Source organism: Hymenobacter fastidiosus (assembly GCF_039539565.1).
Classification (GTDB): Bacteria; Bacteroidota; Bacteroidia; order Cytophagales; family Hymenobacteraceae; genus Hymenobacter; species Hymenobacter fastidiosus.
Map to the genome: position 1 here is coordinate 104,167 of NZ_BAABDJ010000009.1, position 16,995 is coordinate 121,161.

The following is a 16,995-nucleotide window of genomic DNA, read 5'->3' on the forward strand; positions in this document are numbered from 1 at the left end:
GGAATGAACGAGGTTAGGGGTTATTTAAAAAAGTAGAAGTACAGGGGCATGGCGGCAAAGCCGGCGCAGACAGCCACCGAAAAGGCGTACCCGACGAGCTTAATGGCGGGCGTATATTTGCGGTGGTTCAGCCCTACCGTCTGGAAGGCGCTGCGGAAACCGTGAATGAGGTGGTAGCACAGTGCTACCTGGGCTAGTACGTAGAGCAGCACATACCACCACTGATGGAATGAGCTGACCACCAGCGTGTACAGGTCATCGTTGTTGTTGATGTCCGGATCCAGGTCGCCGAAACGGGCGCGCCAGAAGAAGTTGTAGAGGTGAACCAGCAGGAAAACCAGGATGATGGTGCCCAGCAAACCCATGTTGCGCGACTGCCAGGGGCTGTTCTGGCTGGGCTTGTTCTCGACGTAGCCGATAGCCCGGGCCGTCTGGTTGCGGCGGGTCAGCATCCACGACTCGTAGATGTGGAACCCAAACCCCAGCACCAGCACCCACTCCATCGTCCGGATCAGGGGGTTGGTGCCCATGAAGTGAGAATAGATGTTGAACGCCGCGCCGCCGTCATCCTTGAAAAGCTGCAGGTTGCCAACTAAATGAACAACCAGGAAAGTGCAAAGAAACAGGCCGGTAATGGCCATGACAATCTTGCGGCCGATGCTACTGGAAAACGTTTTACTAATCCAACTCATAGGAGCGAATGGTGGGTTTGAGGGGGTCGGTTGTATCGGCCAAAGGTACATGCTGACCGGGTACTAAACAACGTGGTTTTGGCGTTTACCGGGTTGGTGAATCAATCTGCGGCCAGCCCCGTTAGAGTTTCACGTGAAATAGTAACCGTGCTGCTCGGTCGTTTGTTAGGATTCTGCACGGTTTATCCCGACCTTCTTTTTCATTTCCACTACGTCCTAATTCGGCCATTCTATGAATCCTCCGTTACCGTCGCGTGCCCGGTGGTGGCTGCTGGTCCTGCTGGTAAGTCTGACTGGCCTGCTGGGCAGTATGCCCGCCGCATGGGCTACTCACATCCGGGCCGGTGATATCCAGGCCTACAGCGACCCGCTGGACCCACGTCGCTTCTTCTTCAAAATGATCCTGTACACTGATGTGGCTGCGCCGGCAGATGAGCCGGACGTTGACATCTTCTTCGGGGACGGGGAGCGAATGGATAACATTCCCCGGCGGGATAAGATCCTGCTGACCGGCGCCGCTTCCGACAGCTACCTTAATACCTACTACTTCGAACACACTTATAACGCGCCGAAGCAGTACAAGGTCAGCTATATCGGGGAAAACCGGAAGACCACTCTGGTCAATATTCCGAACGCGGATCAGCAGACGTTCTACATCCACACGATGATTACCGTTGATCCGACGCTGCCCTTCAATCACACGCCGATTCTGAATAATCCGGCTCTGAATAAAGGCTCCCGCCAGCAGGTTTTCGTGCACAATCCCGGCGCTTCGGATGAGGAGCGTGACTCGCTTTCGTACGAGCTGCTTCCTAGTCGGCAAGCAAATAAAGCGGAAGCTATCAGTAACGGCAACCTACCCAAGCCGGTTGACTGTTTTGGCTTCCGGTATCCGCACCTGGCAGCCGGGGGCAAACAGGTGGTCTACAAAGGCCCCCCAGCCGGCATCGTGGATAATCCCGCCATTTTCGTCCAGGATAATTTCACTGGCCAGATCGTCTGGAATTCGCCCGAAGCGCTGGGCGACTACAACGTGGCGTTTGTGGTGAAGGAATGGCGGCGCACTGGTGCCCGGGTGAGACTTATTGGGGAAGTGGTTCGTGACATGCAGATTACGGTGCGCAATGCCAACAACCTGCGCCCCATTCTGACCGTGCCGCAGGATATCTGCGTGGTGGCTGGTACTACCATAACGAAGAGCATTACGGCCACTGACCCGGACCGCAACCCCATTACTCTTACGGCGATAGGAGGGATTCTACCGCCCGCTACCTTTGTTATCACTCCCTTCAACCCGCCGCTCAACCCCCCGGTTACGCGCGGCATCTTTCGCTGGACGCCTACCTGTACCGATATTGCTAATCAGCCCTATCAGGTACTTTTCCGGGCGGAGGATATGCCCACGGCCCCGAATGCTACGCCCCTGGCTGATGAGCAGTCGTGGCGCATTCGGGTAGTAGGGCCCGCGCCGAGAAATGTGGTGGTAAGCCAGGTTGGCAATACGGCCGTGCTCAACTGGGACGCCTATGCCTGCCAGCTCCCGGGAGCCCGCCTGCTGATCTATCGTAAAGAAGGCTGTACCATCACGCCGGTTGACACTTGTCAGACGGGCATCGCGGCTTCCTCCGGATTCGAGAAGATTGCGGACCTGCCCGTGGGCACCCGCACGTTCACCGACGACCGCGCCGGCCTGGGCCTGGAACGCGGAAAAACCTATTCCTACCGGATCTACGTGCAGTTCCTGCTCTCCAGTGCCGGGGGGGCTGCCAAAGGCGGGGCCAGTCTGGCCTCGCGGGAGGCCTGCCTGACGGTGGCGGGCAAAGCCTCCTTGTTCACCAATGTGACAGTGGATCGGACGAGCCCCACTGCGGGCCAGATGACCGTGCGCTGGACCCGGCCCGTGGCCAGCCGGAACAATCCTTTCAACAATCCGAAAGGCTATTATCTGTCGCGCTCGGTGGTGACTCCTACTCCGGTATTTGAGCGGATCACGCCTAATCCCATTGCTTTCGACGACACCACCTACGTCGATTCCGGGCTTAACACCCAGGAAAACGCCTATTTATACCGCCTGGAATTCTTTAGCGCCACGTTCCCCAATCCCGGGTCGCCGGTGCTGACGGAAACCACGGGCCCTGCTTCCAGTGTCCGGCTGCAGACCACGGCCAATCCGGCCACGCTGAGCGTCACGCTGACCTGGACTTTCAACGTGCCCTGGGATAACTCGCTCCGGCCCGTAACTATTTACCGGCGCGCTCCCGGAGGGACCTTTGCAGTGGTAGGTACCGCTGCCACAACGCGTACCGGCGGCATCTACGAAGACCGTGGCACCCCCACGGTCCCCCTGCGGGTTGGCAGTACCTACTGCTACTATGTAAGTACGGATGGCACGTATGGCGACCCGGCCCAACGCCTGATTAACCTGAGCCAGGAGCGGTGCCTGCCCCTGCAGGCCGTTCCCTGCACGCCAGTGCTTACCCTTAAGCAAATCAACTGCGACAGTCTGCAGGCGCGGCTGTTTGATCTGGAGGCCACGCCGCTTAAAGCAACGTACACCAACAACCTGTCGTGGACGCTGGGCAACCTGCCCCCCAACTGCAACCGCGACATTAAGCGCTACAACCTGTATTACCGCCCGAATGCCAGCCCGACGGGCAACCGCGCGGATTTCAGGCTCCTGGCTACCGTAACGGGCCGGAGCTATGTGCATACCATCAGCGACCAGGCTACCGGAGAGGCCGGCTGCTACTACGTCGAGGCCGTTGACTCGGCGGGAGCCGTGAGTGCGCCCAGCAATGTGGCGTGCAAGGATAATTGCCCGCTCTTCCTGATGCCGAATATCTTCACGCCCAATAATGATGGCAAGAACGATAAGCTGCGGCCCAAGGTGGCCAGCCCGATCCGGCGTACGCGTTTCCAGGCGTTCAACCGCTGGGGCGTGAAGATCTACGAAAGCGACGCCGACCCACTCATTAACTGGGACGGCGGCGGTGCCACCGGCGAAGCCAACAAGGGCCCGAAAGTGGTGGATGGCGTGTACTACTACCTGGCCGAGGTTGAGTTTGCCGACTTGGCCGGAACCAAGCGCACCTATAAAGGCTGGGTGGAAATAACCCGGTAGACTTTCCGCGTTTCATAAAAGCCGCTTCCAGCCCGGGAAGCGGCTTTTTTTATTCCTCTATCTTGCTGCCCCAACTAATTTCCTTTCTCTCCGTCCCTAATTCTCCCGCATGAAAGCAGTTATTTTCCCCGGCCAGGGTAGTCAGTTTGCCGGTATGGGCCGCGACCTGTACGAGCAGCAGCCCGCCGCCCGTCAGCTTATGGACCAGGCCAACGAAATCCTGGGCTTCCGCCTGACCGACATTATGTTCACGGGCTCCGACGACGACCTGCGCCAGACCAACGTCACCCAGCCCGCCATCTTCCTGCACTCCGTGGCCCTGGCCGCCGTGCTGCCCGATCTGCGCCCCGGGATGGTGGCCGGTCATTCGTTGGGGGAATTTTCGGCTTTGGTAGCCGCGAAAGTGCTCCGCTTTGAAGATGCCCTGCAGCTGGTAGCGCGCCGGGCCCAGGCCATGCAGGCCGCCTGCCAGGAGCAGCCCGGCACTATGGCCGCCATCCTTGCTCTCGACGACGATGCCACGGTCCGCATCTGCGAGGAAATCACGCGGGGTGGCCACGTGGTAGTAGCGGCCAACTTCAACTGCCCCGGCCAGCTGGTGGTTTCCGGCTCCCAGCGCGGCATCGAACTGGCCTGCGAGCAGCTGAAGGCGGCCGGGGCCAAACGGGCCCTGCCGCTGCCCGTGGGCGGCGCGTTCCACTCGCCCCTGATGCAGTCGGCGGAGGCCGCGCTGGCCCAGGCCATTGAGCGGACGCAGTTCACGGCCGGTATCTGCGCCGTATACCAGAACGTGGATGCCGCTCCACACCGCGACCCGGACGAAATCCGCCAGAACCTGGTGCGCCAGCTCACGGCGCCCGTGCGCTGGACCCAAAGCGTGCAGCGCATGGTAGCCGATGGCGCCACAGAGTTCGTGGAGTGCGGCCCGGGCAAAGTGCTGCAAGGGCTGGTCAAGAAGATTGCGCCGGAAGCCGCGGGAAGTTCGGCGATGGGGTAGATTTTTGCTCCCGCTGAATACCACAAAAGCCTGCTAAGTAATTAGCAGGCTTTTGTGGTGTGGCAACGTTCTGCATTGCCGAAGGATAGGGAATTTGTTGCTGATCAAGCCTGGTGCCGATGTTAAATTGAAAATGTGAAGCACCCGCTATAACAACCAAAGCTAAATTGAAACCGTCCTGCCAGAACTAAAGCTGATAGTGATTTGCAGCCGACGTTTCAAATGTCAGGCCCTGACTTTAGTGATTTGGTAATGTATCGTTGCCTGCTGTTGCTCTTTTACCCGTACTCAATCTTTGATAAACGGTTTACAAGTTCAGTTCGCCTATGTCCTGCCGGTTCGTCTATAAGCTGCCTTTCAATTTCTGAAAATTCGTTTGCTTTGTCTAAAAAGTTTTTGGTATTCAAAATAGCTTCTGTCCAGTTTGCAAATTCAATAAACGGAGTGTCCTTGCGTGAGTATGCAAAATTTTCAACCAAAGATTCATATTCCCAATTTGGACTTTCGTTTTTATCAAGTTGCAGTGGTTGTTTGCCTAAAAATTTGTCGAACAAATATGTGTTTGAAAAGAATGTTCTATGAGCCTTTTGTTCGGCTTTAATTAAGTTGTTACACTTAAATAAAATAAAAGTCCATTCAAATAAAAATATAGAATAACCACTGTCGTTCGGAAAATTTTTGTCAAACCAATTCAAATATCTCAGTCCGCCTTTGTAGTCGCCGATTTTTATGAATTGTTCTGGAATGATGTAGCGTATTCCTTGTCCATCGTGATATTGTCCGCCCCAATATTTTTTGTCAGCAGTAAGTGCCTTTTTATATTTTTCGATTTTAGCTTTTACGCTTGCTATTTGTTTGTCTGTCATAATTTGCAAGAACTTTGATACGATAGCGGGCAACGGTTTGGCGGAGAAGCGGACTCTGAAGCACTGAACCTGATACGAAGCACAAACCTTGATTTATAGCGGTTTCGCGAACGGTGTGGCTGCTGGTCCGGCGGCTGCCAGCCGTCGGGCCGGTCGTCGTTGGCCTGGGACGTTCAACGTCCGCTCCCGGCGACCAGTGCAGAGCAGCGGACACTGGGTATACTGTTCATGAAACTGCTATAACATCTGTATTGCCGAAGGTAGCCAACTTCGGCAATACGCCCTTTGCCCGCAACAGAACTTCGGCAATACAACCAACGGAGTATAGGATTGCGCAACTCCAGCCCCCAAACTACTCTCCAACCTTCCTGACCCCCAACTCATCCCCGCACGCGGCCAGCAGCTCCGTCACCGTTTGTCCTAGCGCCGGATGCACTAAGTCGGCCGCAATTTCGGCCAGGGGCACCAGCGCGAAACGGCGCTCCGGCAGGCGCGGGTGGGGAATCTGCAAATCAGGCAGGTTGATAACCAAATCATCGTAGAGCAGGATGTCCACGTCGAGGGTACGGGCATCCCAGCGGATGCGGCGGGTGCGGCCGGCCTGCTGCTCGGTGGCCAGGCAGGCGGCCAGCAGGGCTTCGGGCGCTAGTTTAGTTTCCAGCTTTACGGCCTGGTTAAGGTAGGCGGGCTGGTCGGTGAGGCCCCAGGCCGCCGTCTCGTAAAGCGCGGATACGGCCGGTACGGTACCGGCAGTGACGGTCAGGGTTTGGACGGCCTCACGTAGAATGGCGACCCGGTCGCCGAGGTTGGAGCCGAGCAGGAGGTAAGCGGTAGGCATGATGCGCGAACAAGGCTCCAGACGTGTAGGTTGTTTTTCAACTTCTGAAAAATAGCCTACGGATTTTGGAGCATATTTTTCAGAAGTTGAAAAATATGCTCCAAGGTTACAACAGCGGGCAGTTTCAGCTCCCAACTCCCAGCGTGCGCCGCAGAAACGCCACGGAAGCCCCGGCTACCTGCTCCGACTCAGCCGGCAGCTCGTCGGACTGCCAGGGGTGGGCGCCGCCGAAGTTGTGGGTTACGTTGGGGAGAACCAGCAATTCCGCGTTGGGCTTCAGCTTATGCAACTCGTGGGCCCGGGCCAGAGGTACGGTCTCGTCCTGGTCGCCGTGGGTGATGAGCAACGGCTGGCGGAGTTTGCGGCGCACGTTGTGGGCAATGTCGAGGCGCAGACGGTTGGCGTGGTAATTCTCCACAATCTGGTAGTAGAGCGGTAGCAGCTGCCTGGTACGGCTGTTTTCGACGTGAAACACGCCCTGCTGCTGCCAGTGCTGCATCAGCTCTTCGGTCCAGCCGGGATTGATGTTGCTGATGGCAGCCCAGGTTATCACGGCTTTCACCCGCGGGTCCTCGGCGGCTTTCAGCAGCACCAGCCCACCGCCCCGGCTGTGGCCAATCAGCGCCAGGCGGGAAAGGTCCAGCTCGGCGGCCGGCAGCTCCGGCCGGCCCCGGAACAGCTCGTCGAGTAGTACGCCAATGTCGTCCAGCTCCAGGCTGAAGTTGTTCCGGCCGAAAGCTTCGAGGTCTTCCAAATCGCCGGTGCCGCCCACCACGAGCCCATTATGGGACAGGTTCAGCTTCACGAACACGAACCCCTGGCGGGCGAAGTAATGGGCCAGCACGTTGAAGTGCCCCCAGTCCTTGAAGCCCTTGAACCCGTGCACGAATACCACCACGGGCTTGGGTTGGCCGTCGGCCACGTAGCAGGCATCGGCGGCGAAAGGCCGGGCGTGGTGGGGTGAGGTGAGCAGAAAGGCGACGGGAGTAGGAGCGGACATGGTCGGGGGGGAAGACTGTCGGATGAGCTTTGCGGGCTGCGGCTCCCCGTTGAACGGCACGGCTTGGCTTGGTCAACGGGGAGCCGCAAAGATGCGTTACTACACCGTTCGCAAGACTAATGTACATTGGGAAAACCGATGGGGCCGCTCTTGGTTAGGATACGGCCGAACGGCCCCGTATTATTGTGGCGCTTTGAGCGGCCCCGCATGGCCCGAAGCCGCTTTGAGTCGCGTAAGCCCCCGCATGAAAAGTACCCTGGATGTTATACAGGCCCCGATAGCGGCCGAAATGGAGGAATTTGAACGCAAGTTCCGCGCCTCCATGCAAACCAAGGTGCTGCTGCTCGATAAGATCATGGGCTACATCGTGAAGCGCAAGGGCAAGCAGATCCGGCCTATGTTCGTGTTCTTCACGGCCAAAATCAGCGGGGGCGACCCTTTGCCCGAAGCCACCTTCCGCGGCGCGGCCCTCATCGAGCTGCTGCACACGGCCACGCTGGTACACGACGACGTGGTGGACGAGAGTAACTACCGCCGGGGCTTCTTTTCCATCAATGCGCTCTGGAAAAACAAGATTGCCGTGCTCGTGGGCGACTACCTGCTCAGCAAGGGTCTGCTGCTGAGCCTGGAGCACGACGACTACGACCTGCTCAAAATCGTGAGCAACGCGGTGCGGGAGCTGAGTGAGGGCGAGCTGCTGCAGATTGAGAAAGCCCGCCGCCTCGACATCACCGAGGACGTGTACTTCGACATTATCCGCCAGAAAACGGCTTCGCTGATTGCCTCCTGCTGCGCCGTGGGGGCCGCCTCGGCCGGCGCCGACCCGGAAACCATCGAGCGGGCCCGGCTCTTCGGCGAGAAAGTGGGCATGGCCTTCCAGATCAAGGACGACCTGTTCGACTTCGGCACCGACGAAATCGGCAAGCCCGTGGGTATCGACATCAAGGAGAAGAAGATGACGCTGCCGCTGATCTACGCCCTGCAGCAGGCCGACTGGCTCACCAAGCGCCGCATCATCTACAAGGTCAAAAATAACGACGGCCGCAAGGACCGCGTGCAGGCCGTTATCGACTTCGTGAAGCAGTCCGGGGGCCTCGACTACGCCATCCAGACCATGAAAAACTACCGCGACGAGGCCCTGGCGCTGCTGCGCACCTTCCCGGAATCACCCTCGCGCCACTCGCTGGAGCAGCTGATCAACTACACCATCGAGCGGGAGAAATAGACCACGGACGAATCCGGATTTTTCGGATTGGTCGGATTTTGTGGACGATTACCCCGGCCCAAGAAAGGCTACCCAAACGGGGAGCCTTTTTGCGTTACTGGCGGTTTGACTTCACATCCGCGCCAACTACAAAATCCGACCAATCCGACCAATCCGAAAAATCCGGAGGAATCCGTGGTCAACAAATCCGGACGAATCCGTGGTTCAGAAACGGAAATTCTGGTGGCGGGGCTTGTTGAACAGTAGCGACGAGAGCAACGGGACCAGAAACACGCCCACGGTCACGGCGGTAAGGCCGACTTCGGCGGCGTGGCTGCCCAGGAAGTGGCTGAAGGGGTGAGTGGGGAAGTAGTGCTCGACCAGGGACAAAACCAGCTTCAGGCCCAGAATGCCGATGACGACAAAGGCGGCCACTTCCAGAAACGGGTAGCGGGCCATGAGCAGCACGAAGCCCTGAGCCACCAGCCGCATGGCCAGAATGCCGATAAACACGCCGATGCAGATCAGGATGATGTTGTTGGTAAAGGCGACGACGGCAAACACATTGTCGATGGAAAAGGCCAGATCCATCAGCTCAATCAGGGCTACGGTGGCCCAGAACTGCCCGAACAAACCCAGCGTATGGCGGTAGAACCAGCTTTTCTCCTTCACTATCTCGTCATGCTCCGGCGCCTGGCGGGATTTGAAATGGTCGTAGACCAGGTACAGCAGGTAGAGGCCCCCGAGAGGTTTCAGGAACCAGAACTCGATGAGGTAGGAGGCGAACAGGATACAGAGGCCCCGAAACACGTAGGCGCCGATGATGCCGTAGCGCAGGGCTTTTTTGCGCTGCTCCCGGGGTAAATCACCCACCATTGTGGCCAGCACCGCCGCGTTATCCACGGAAAGCAGGCTTTCGATGATGACCAGATTGCCGACGATGGCCAGCGAGGCGGCCGGATTGTTAATTATTTCCTGAAGCGGTGGGTACATGGTAAGGGTCTAAGGCCGGCCGGTGGCCGCCGAAGATTAAAAAAATGGGGCCAGTAGAATACTGACCCCAAATATTACGAACAGGTTTCCGGCAACCTAATCTTCCTGGCCGGCTACCTGATAGCTTACGGTGTCCGGCTTCACTTCCGATACCTTAAAAGTGACGCCATCGAAGGTGCTGTCCACGGTGATTTCATGGGTCATGTCGCAGCCGGGGCACTTGATTTCCTCGGTTTCGTACTGCTTGGTGTGGTCCAGCGAGTCGGCCATCGGGTCGGGAGCCGGTACGCCGATCAGGTCGGTGAACACCTCGGTCTGGCAGTGGTTGCACTCGAACTTGAGGCCGACGGTACGCCCCTGCAGCTCATCGAGCGGGGCGGGGGAGTTGGGTTGCTGCTGAATCCACATAGAAAGAAAGGTTTGGAGGTTAGGAGGAGGCGAAACGGAAGCCGAAGCTTTCCTGGCTGTACGAGGTCGTTTTGAAAAAAGATAAGTCCGGCCGCGCGGCCGGTTGCGGCGGAGTGGGTTACTTTTGACTACGTCCGTCGGTTACGCCTTCCATTTATGGCTGATTCTCCTTTCAATACCGTGCCCACGCGCCTGCCGCAGGTGCCGCGCTGGCGGTCGGTGCTCCGCTCGCTGGCCATGGCCAAAAACCCGCTGCCGGTGCTCGAAGCGGCCCTGAACCGCTTCGGCGACACGGTGCAGGTGTACATTGGCGGGGTGCAGAAAACTATCCTGACCCAGGACCCCGGCCTGATTCAGCACGTGCTGCAAAAGAACCACCGCAACTACGCCAAATCGAAGTACACCCAGGGCTTTGCCCGCTACGTGGGCCACGGCCTGCTCACCAACGAGGGCGCCGACTGGCTACGGCAGCGCCGCCTCATCCAGCCCGGCTTTCACCGGCAGCGGGTGGCCGGCCTCACGGGGCTGATGCAGGATATCATTGCCGAAACCCTGGCCCCGTTAGTAGCTCAGGCCGGGGCTAACCGGGGCGAAGTAACCGTATCGACGCACGCGCTGATGACCCGGCTCACCTTCCGCATCATTGCCCGCTCGGTGTTCAGCACCAGCTTCACTGATGCCGAGCTGGACCGCGTGGCCGGGCTGATTACCCAGATTCAGGCCTTCTACGTGCGCACCATCCGCCAGCCCTACCTGATTCCGTGGTTCCGGCTGCGCGGGCGGTTCCGCTACCACGACCAGCTCACGGCCGAGCTGCGCGACCTGCTCGGCGGCTACATTGCCCGGCGCCGCCAGGCCAACGAAGCGCCCCAGGCTCCCGCCCCGCCCGACGACCTGCTGCAGATGCTGCTCGACGTGCGCTACGAGGATACCGGCCAGCCCATGACCACCGCCCAGGTCCTTGACGAAGCCCTCATCCTGCTCATTGCCGGCCACGAAACCAGCGCCAACGCGCTGACCTGGCTGCTCTACCTGCTGGCCCAACACCCCGCCGAGGCCGCCGCCATTCGCACCGAAACGGCCGCCGTGCTGGCCACCCGACGGGCTGAGCAGGCCGAAGCGCCGTTTAGCTTTGAGGAGCTGCCCCGGCTGAGCCGGGCCCTCTACGCCGTGCAGGAAGCCATGCGCCTGTATCCGCCCGCCTGGATGATAGACCGCGTGGCCCTCGCCGACGACGAGTACCAGGGGCTGCGCATCCCGCAAGGAACGTTGTTTTCGCTCTACGTCTACGGGCTGCACCACGCCCTGCAGTACTGGCCCCAGCCCGCCGAATTTCGCCCCCAACGGTTTGCCCCGGGCCAGGAGCTGACAGCGGCGGCCTACGCGCCCTTCGGGGGCGGCCCGCGCCTGTGCATCGGCATGCAGTTCGCCCTCACCGAAATGCAGCTCGTGACGCTGGAGCTGCTACGCCACTTCGAAGTAGAGCTGGTGGCCGGCCAGCCCCTGGTATCCACGCAGCCGCTGATTACGCTGCGCCCGAAGAGCGATTTTAAGCTGCGGCTCCTTTGCCTCACCCCCGACCCCTCTCTTAAGGAGAGGGGAGCCTGACGAAGCGAAGTCGTCGGCTCTCGCCTCCGACCCCGCCGCGCATTAAGTAATAGCTCTGTAAGAACGCAAAAGCTTCAGCTAAAAAGCTGAAGCTTTTGTCCATCCACGCTATTCGGCTCCCCTCTCCCCTGGGAGAGGGGCCGGGGGTGAGGCCTACTCCTTCAGCAGCATATCTACCGTCTTGTTGAAATCGGCAATTTCTGCCGCGTAGTACTTGCCCGTGCCCGGGCCGGAGAAGCCGGTGTGAATCTTGCGCACCTCGCCTTTTTTATCGAGGAAGATGGTGGTGGGGAAGGCCAGTACGCTTTGCAGCTGTGGCAATGATTTGGCGGCGGCATCCTTGTCGGCCACGCCGGCCACGGCCAGGTCGTAGCCTACGTTCAGGCGCTCCTTCATCCTGAGCAGCTTCTGCGCCGCCAGCTTCTGGTCGGTGGTCCGCTCGTAGCCCAGGCCGATGACTTCCACGCCGCGGCTCTTGTTCTTCGCGTACCAGGGGGCCAGGAAGTTGGTTTCGTCCATGCAGTTGGGGCACCACGAGCCCAGAATCTGGATGACCACGACTTTGCCCTGGTACTTGGGGTCGGAAGGGGAGATGCTGCCGCCTTCGTAGATGTTGGGGAATTTGAAGTCGAGCTTTTTCTGGCCGGGCTTCATGCCCGTCAGGGTGTTGGCGTCGGGCAGCTTAGCCTTCGGGTCGAGCACGGCGGTCCAGGTTTCGTGGCCTTTCTTGCCGGAATAGAAGTCGCCGCTTAGCGCGTTGGGTGTCGTCTGAGTGGCTTTGAATAAAAAACCGTGGCTGCCATCAAAGGTGCTGACCATCAGCTTGCCGCCGTCCGTTTGCCCGGCCAGGTAGCGGTAGTCGCCGGTGCTGGTGAGAAACGTGCCCGTTACCTCATTGCCACTCTGCTTGAAAATGCCCACCGCCGGGTAGGTTTCGCCATCAGCCCCCTTGAAGGTTACTTTCCAGGTTCCATCGAATGACTGTAATGGGCTCGACGTGACTGGGAAGAGCTGCTGTTTACCCTTGGTGGCCGCAAAAGCTACCCGGTACGGCTCTTTGCCGTCGTACTTCACCCAGGCGCCTTTCAGCTTATCGGCCCCATCGGCCCGCACCACCAGCGCCGCGTCGAACACGCCCAGCCGGATGGTGGTGGAGTCGCCGGCGGTGCTGATTTCGTCGAGCTTCAGGCGCTCCTCGCCGTTGCGCAGCGTCACGGTAGGCTTGCCATTCTCTTCCGTCACGTCGAACAGAAACGGAATTTCCTGGCCCTGCGCGCTTAGCACCCCGCGCCAGGTTCCGGCCGACAGCATACCCCCGGCCGTCGCCGGGTTACCCGTGGCGGCCGTTTCAGGTTTCTGATCCGATTGGCAGGCCCCGAGGGCCAGCGTCAGCGAAAGTCCGGCCAGCAAGGGGCGAAAGGAAAGCGCGTGGGTCATATGCAGAGTCAAAAGCAGGAGGTAATTCGAGGCTAAACTACCACGGCTGGCAGTTAGTTTAATACGCCGCCCGGCAAGATAAATTTTGGGTAGCGCAACGCGCGCCGCCTATATTTGCGTACCTGCTCTCAGGAGCATTACCTATTTCACCTTTTCCCTTCTGACTATGGCGTTTGACTTAGAAATGATTCAGGCCGTGTATGCCGGTATGGGCCAGCGGATTGAAGCTGCCCGTACTGCCGTTGGCCGCCCGCTCACGCTGACCGAGAAAATCCTGTACGCCCACTTATATGGCGGCACCGTGTCTCAGTCCTTCGAGCGGGGCGTTTCCTACGTCGACTTCGCCCCCGACCGCGTGGCCATGCAGGATGCCACCGCCCAGATGGCCCTGCTGCAGTTCATGCAGGCCGGCAAAGCTAAGGCCGCCGTGCCCAGCACCGTCCACTGCGACCACCTGATTCAGGCCCGCGATGGTGCCAACGAGGATCTGGCCGTAGCCAACGACGAAAACCGCGAAGTGTACGACTTCCTCGCTTCAGTTTCCAATAAATACGGTATTGGCTTCTGGAAGCCCGGTGCTGGTATCATTCACCAGGTGGTGCTCGAAAACTACGCCTTCCCCGGCGGCATGATGATCGGCACCGACTCGCATACGCCCAACGCCGGCGGTCTGGGTATGATTGCCATTGGCGTAGGTGGTGCTGATGCCGTCGACGTGATGGCCGGCATGGCCTGGGAGCTGAAGTTTCCGAAAGTGATTGGGGTGAAGCTGACCGGCAAGCTGTCGGGCTGGGCTTCGGCCAAGGACGTGATTCTGAAAGTAGCCGGCATTCTGACCGTGAAGGGCGGCACCGGCGCTATCGTGGAATACTTTGGCGAAGGCGCCAACAGCCTCTCCGCTACCGGCAAAGGCACCATCTGCAACATGGGTGCCGAAATCGGCGCTACTACGTCGGTGTTCAGCTACGATGAGAAGATGGGCGACTACCTGCGTGGCACCGGCCGCGCCGAAATTGCCGAATCTGCCGCCGCCGTGGCCCACCACCTGCGCGCCGACGACGAGGTGTACGCCGACCCCGCCAAATACTACGATCAGCTGATCGAAATCAACCTGACGGAGCTGGAGCCCTACGTGAACGGCCCGTTTACCCCGGACGCGGCCTGGCCCATTTCACAGTTTGCCGCCGCCGTGAAGGAGTATGGCTGGCCCGAGAAGCTGGAAGTAGGCCTGATCGGGTCCTGCACCAACTCCTCGTATGAGGACATCACCCGCGCCGCTTCCATCGCCGAGCAGGCGGTAAGCAAAGGTCTGACGGTAAACGCCGAGTTCACCGTGACGCCCGGCTCGGAGCTGGTGCGCTACACCGTGGAGCGCGACGGCCTGCTCGACACCTTCGCCCAGATGGGTGGCGTGGTGCTGGCCAATGCCTGCGGGCCGTGCATCGGCCAGTGGGCCCGCCACACCGACGACCCCAAGCGCCGCAACTCCATCATCACCTCGTTCAACCGCAACTTCGCCAAGCGCAACGACGGTAACCCCAACACCCACGCTTTCGTGGCCTCGCCCGAAATCGTGACGGCCTTCGCCATTGCCGGCAGCCTGTCGTTCAATCCGCTCACCGACACGCTGACTGACAAGAACGGCCAGCAGGTGAAGTTCGACGAGCCCAAGGGCTTGGAAATGCCGCCCCGCGGCTTCGCCGTAGAAGATGCCGGCTACCAGGCGCCGGCTGCTGACAGCAGCGCCGTGCAGGTAATCGTGTCGGAAATCTCCGACCGCCTGGAGCTGCTGGAGCCCTTCAAGGCCTGGGAAGGCACCGACCTCACCGGTCTGCGTCTGCTCATCAAAGCTCAGGGCAAGTGCACCACCGACCACATTTCGATGGCCGGTCCGTGGCTGAAATACCGCGGCCACCTCGACAACATCTCCAACAACATGCTCATCGGGGCTACCAACGCTTTCAACGGCGAGGCTAACTCGGTGAAGGACGGCATGACTCAGGGCACGCCGTACAACATGGTGCCCCAGGTGGCCCGCAACTACAAGGGCCAGGGTATCGGCTCGGTGGTAATTGGGGATGAGAACTACGGCGAAGGCTCGTCGCGGGAGCACGCGGCCATGGAGCCCCGCCACCTCGGCGTGCGGGCTATCATCGTAAAGAGCTTTGCCCGCATCCACGAAACCAACCTCAAGAAGCAGGGCATGCTCGGCCTCACCTTCGCCAACAAGGCGGATTACGACTGCATCGAAGAGGACGATATCATCGACATCATCGGGCTGACCACGTTCGCCCCCGGCGTACCACTGCAGGCCCGCCTGCACCACGCCGACGGCGACACGGATCTGATTACGCTCAACCACACCTACAACCAGGGCCAGATTGAGTGGTTCAAAGCCGGTTCGGCGTTGAATTTGATCCGGATGAAGGAAGCAGGGAAAGCGGTGTAGTGCCGGTCTGAAAGTGATTGACGCCTAAGTAAAACGGCCGCTCCAGTTTCTGGGGCGGCCGTTTTATATCAGCCATGCTGGTAGCTGATGTCGGCTATCGGGTTCTATGCAGGAAACCGGCTAAATAAAAACCGGCCACCTCCGTGCGGGAAGTGGCCGGTTGAATGGCGGTGGCCGTCTTACTTGGCAGAAATAGTAGTCGGGCTTTGCTTCACAAACTGGGTTTCAGCTACCGGAAGCCAGCTGCCATCAGCTTTACGCTCCTCTACCAGCCGACGAACATTGTTTTCGTCCGTTTTGGCCCAGGTATGGCGGTAATGCGTGGCCATGCCCATAAAAGCAGATTCGCCCTCCATCACCAGTTGATTGTTGGCCCAGTCCCGGCCTTTGAGCATCTCCCAGCTTATCCCCGCTTCGTCAGCTTCCATTGAGACCTGCACCCATTGGCGGCTGTGGGGCTCAAAAGCCATCAGGGGTTGAAAGGTACCCTTCTCGGCTTCGGTCACGGTAAGCGTAGTGAGCATGGCTGGCTGCTTGGGATCAAAGCGTACTACCCGAGTGCTGGGTGGCAACGTGACTTCGGAGCTGCCCGGGGTGGCGTACCGTTTGGTGGCGGCGGTCCAGGTGCCTTCCAGCCAGCGGGCGGCTTCCACTTCCGGTACGGTGGCGGTAGGCATCAGGGCCGCGGGGTCAAGCTTCAGCATCTCTGCCCGCTGTTCGTCGTAGCTCTGGCCGGGATGGGGCGTTTGCAGATAGGCGGCCACGGCATCGGCTCGTTTGCGGTCCTCGGCCTGGCTTTGGGCATAGGCCGCCGCGTTCATGATACGCTCCAGCTTAACCTCATAGTTGCCCGGCGTCCCTTTGGGGTTGAACGGCGTCATCACCAGGCGGTAGCGGCCGGTTTGCGGCGCTACCACGGTCACAAACTCCATATAATCAACATTGGTAGGCGAGTCGAAGCTGCCCAGTTTGGTGCCGTCAGGGCCGTAGGCCGTTACCAGCACATCGACTCCTTTTTGCGCTACCGTGGCTTTCAGCGCTTCCCCGGCCTTGAGTTGAACCTGGTATTCGTGGCTATCGCCGGTCTTCATGCTTTGCGTGATGACCTTGCCGGCCTTAAGCATCACGGGCGCCGTAGTTTTTTTACCCTGGCTGTAACCGGGGAGCGAGAAAAGCAGCAGGCCCGTCAGCAACAAGCTTGTTTTTGAAAGAGGAGTCATAACAGCGGGATTAAAGGTGAAACCATTCAGAACCGTTTCCAAAGCCAGGTGCCGAAGTTCCGGTAGTCCTGCGCCGGCGCTCAGGGCTACCGGAACTCGGGGGACTAATGCCGGCTTGATAATTAATAATATACATATTTATATGTTAATAATGCCATTGTG

13 protein-coding genes are annotated in these 16,995 nt (G+C 59.3%); 5 read left to right on the forward strand and 8 right to left on the reverse strand.

Annotated features, from left to right (window positions below; genetic code table 11):
* Nucleotides 1-20: 20 nt before the first annotated feature.
* Nucleotides 21-692 (reverse strand): succinate dehydrogenase cytochrome b subunit, encoded by a 672-nt coding sequence (locus ABD833_RS08040; protein ID WP_345072197.1) that lies wholly within the window; start codon nucleotides 690-692, stop codon nucleotides 21-23.
* 232 nt (nucleotides 693-924) lie between these two features.
* Here ABD833_RS08040 and ABD833_RS08045 point away from each other — a divergent pair, with 232 nt between their 5' ends.
* Both ABD833_RS08045 and fabD read left to right on the forward strand, forming a co-directional pair.
* A complete protein-coding gene (locus tag ABD833_RS08045) occupies nucleotides 925-3,813 on the forward strand; it encodes a T9SS type B sorting domain-containing protein (RefSeq protein ID WP_345072199.1) in 2,889 nt (962 codons plus the stop codon).
* Between the two features lie 109 nt (nucleotides 3,814-3,922).
* Nucleotides 3,923-4,810 carry an ACP S-malonyltransferase gene (gene fabD / locus ABD833_RS08050; protein WP_345072200.1) on the forward strand — a complete coding sequence of 296 codons (888 nt, stop codon included), beginning with the start codon at nucleotides 3,923-3,925 and terminating at the stop codon, nucleotides 4,808-4,810.
* A 278-nt stretch (nucleotides 4,811-5,088) separates the two neighbouring features.
* On the opposite strand, the gene ABD833_RS08055 is transcribed toward fabD, so the two are convergent.
* From ABD833_RS08055 to ABD833_RS08065, 3 genes are all read right to left on the reverse strand, one after another.
* On the reverse strand, nucleotides 5,089-5,676 hold the full coding sequence (locus ABD833_RS08055; RefSeq protein WP_345072202.1) for a hypothetical protein: 588 nt from the start codon (nucleotides 5,674-5,676) through the stop codon (nucleotides 5,089-5,091).
* Nucleotides 5,677-6,028: 352 nt separating this feature from the next.
* Nucleotides 6,029-6,514: a 2-amino-4-hydroxy-6-hydroxymethyldihydropteridine diphosphokinase gene (gene folK / locus ABD833_RS08060; protein ID WP_345072204.1), complete on the reverse strand. Its 486-nt coding sequence runs from the start codon at nucleotides 6,512-6,514 to the stop codon at nucleotides 6,029-6,031.
* A gap of 124 nt (nucleotides 6,515-6,638) precedes the next feature.
* Entirely contained in the window at nucleotides 6,639-7,514 is an 876-nt protein-coding gene (locus ABD833_RS08065) for an alpha/beta hydrolase family protein (RefSeq protein WP_345072206.1), read from the reverse strand.
* Between the two features lie 244 nt (nucleotides 7,515-7,758).
* Here ABD833_RS08065 and ABD833_RS08070 point away from each other — a divergent pair, with 244 nt between their 5' ends.
* Complete coding sequence (locus ABD833_RS08070; RefSeq protein ID WP_345072207.1) at nucleotides 7,759-8,739, forward strand: polyprenyl synthetase family protein; 981 nt, start codon at nucleotides 7,759-7,761, stop codon at nucleotides 8,737-8,739.
* A 204-nt stretch (nucleotides 8,740-8,943) separates the two neighbouring features.
* Here ABD833_RS08070 and ABD833_RS08075 read toward each other — a convergent pair whose 3' ends face one another.
* Nucleotides 8,944-9,711 carry a DUF475 domain-containing protein gene (locus tag ABD833_RS08075; RefSeq protein ID WP_345072208.1) on the reverse strand — a complete coding sequence of 256 codons (768 nt, stop codon included), beginning with the start codon at nucleotides 9,709-9,711 and terminating at the stop codon, nucleotides 8,944-8,946.
* 96 nt (nucleotides 9,712-9,807) lie between these two features.
* The gene (locus tag ABD833_RS08080; protein ID WP_345072209.1) at nucleotides 9,808-10,119 is read right to left on the reverse strand and encodes a hypothetical protein; all 312 of its coding nucleotides are present in this window, start codon (nucleotides 10,117-10,119) and stop codon (nucleotides 9,808-9,810) included.
* A gap of 156 nt (nucleotides 10,120-10,275) precedes the next feature.
* Between ABD833_RS08080 and ABD833_RS08085 the strand changes: the two genes are divergently transcribed.
* The gene (locus tag ABD833_RS08085) at nucleotides 10,276-11,727 is read left to right on the forward strand and encodes a cytochrome P450 (protein WP_345072210.1); all 1,452 of its coding nucleotides are present in this window, start codon (nucleotides 10,276-10,278) and stop codon (nucleotides 11,725-11,727) included.
* Between the two features lie 153 nt (nucleotides 11,728-11,880).
* Here ABD833_RS08085 and ABD833_RS08090 read toward each other — a convergent pair whose 3' ends face one another.
* Nucleotides 11,881-13,164, reverse strand: coding sequence for a peroxiredoxin family protein (locus tag ABD833_RS08090; RefSeq protein ID WP_345072212.1), 1,284 nt, complete (start codon nucleotides 13,162-13,164; stop codon nucleotides 11,881-11,883).
* 166 nt (nucleotides 13,165-13,330) lie between these two features.
* Between ABD833_RS08090 and ABD833_RS08095 the strand changes: the two genes are divergently transcribed.
* The gene (locus ABD833_RS08095) at nucleotides 13,331-15,613 is read left to right on the forward strand and encodes an aconitate hydratase (RefSeq protein WP_345072213.1); all 2,283 of its coding nucleotides are present in this window, start codon (nucleotides 13,331-13,333) and stop codon (nucleotides 15,611-15,613) included.
* A 179-nt stretch (nucleotides 15,614-15,792) separates the two neighbouring features.
* On the opposite strand, the gene ABD833_RS08100 is transcribed toward ABD833_RS08095, so the two are convergent.
* A complete protein-coding gene (locus ABD833_RS08100) occupies nucleotides 15,793-16,833 on the reverse strand; it encodes a PPC domain-containing protein (RefSeq protein WP_345072214.1) in 1,041 nt (346 codons plus the stop codon).
* Nucleotides 16,834-16,995 lie beyond the last annotated feature (162 nt).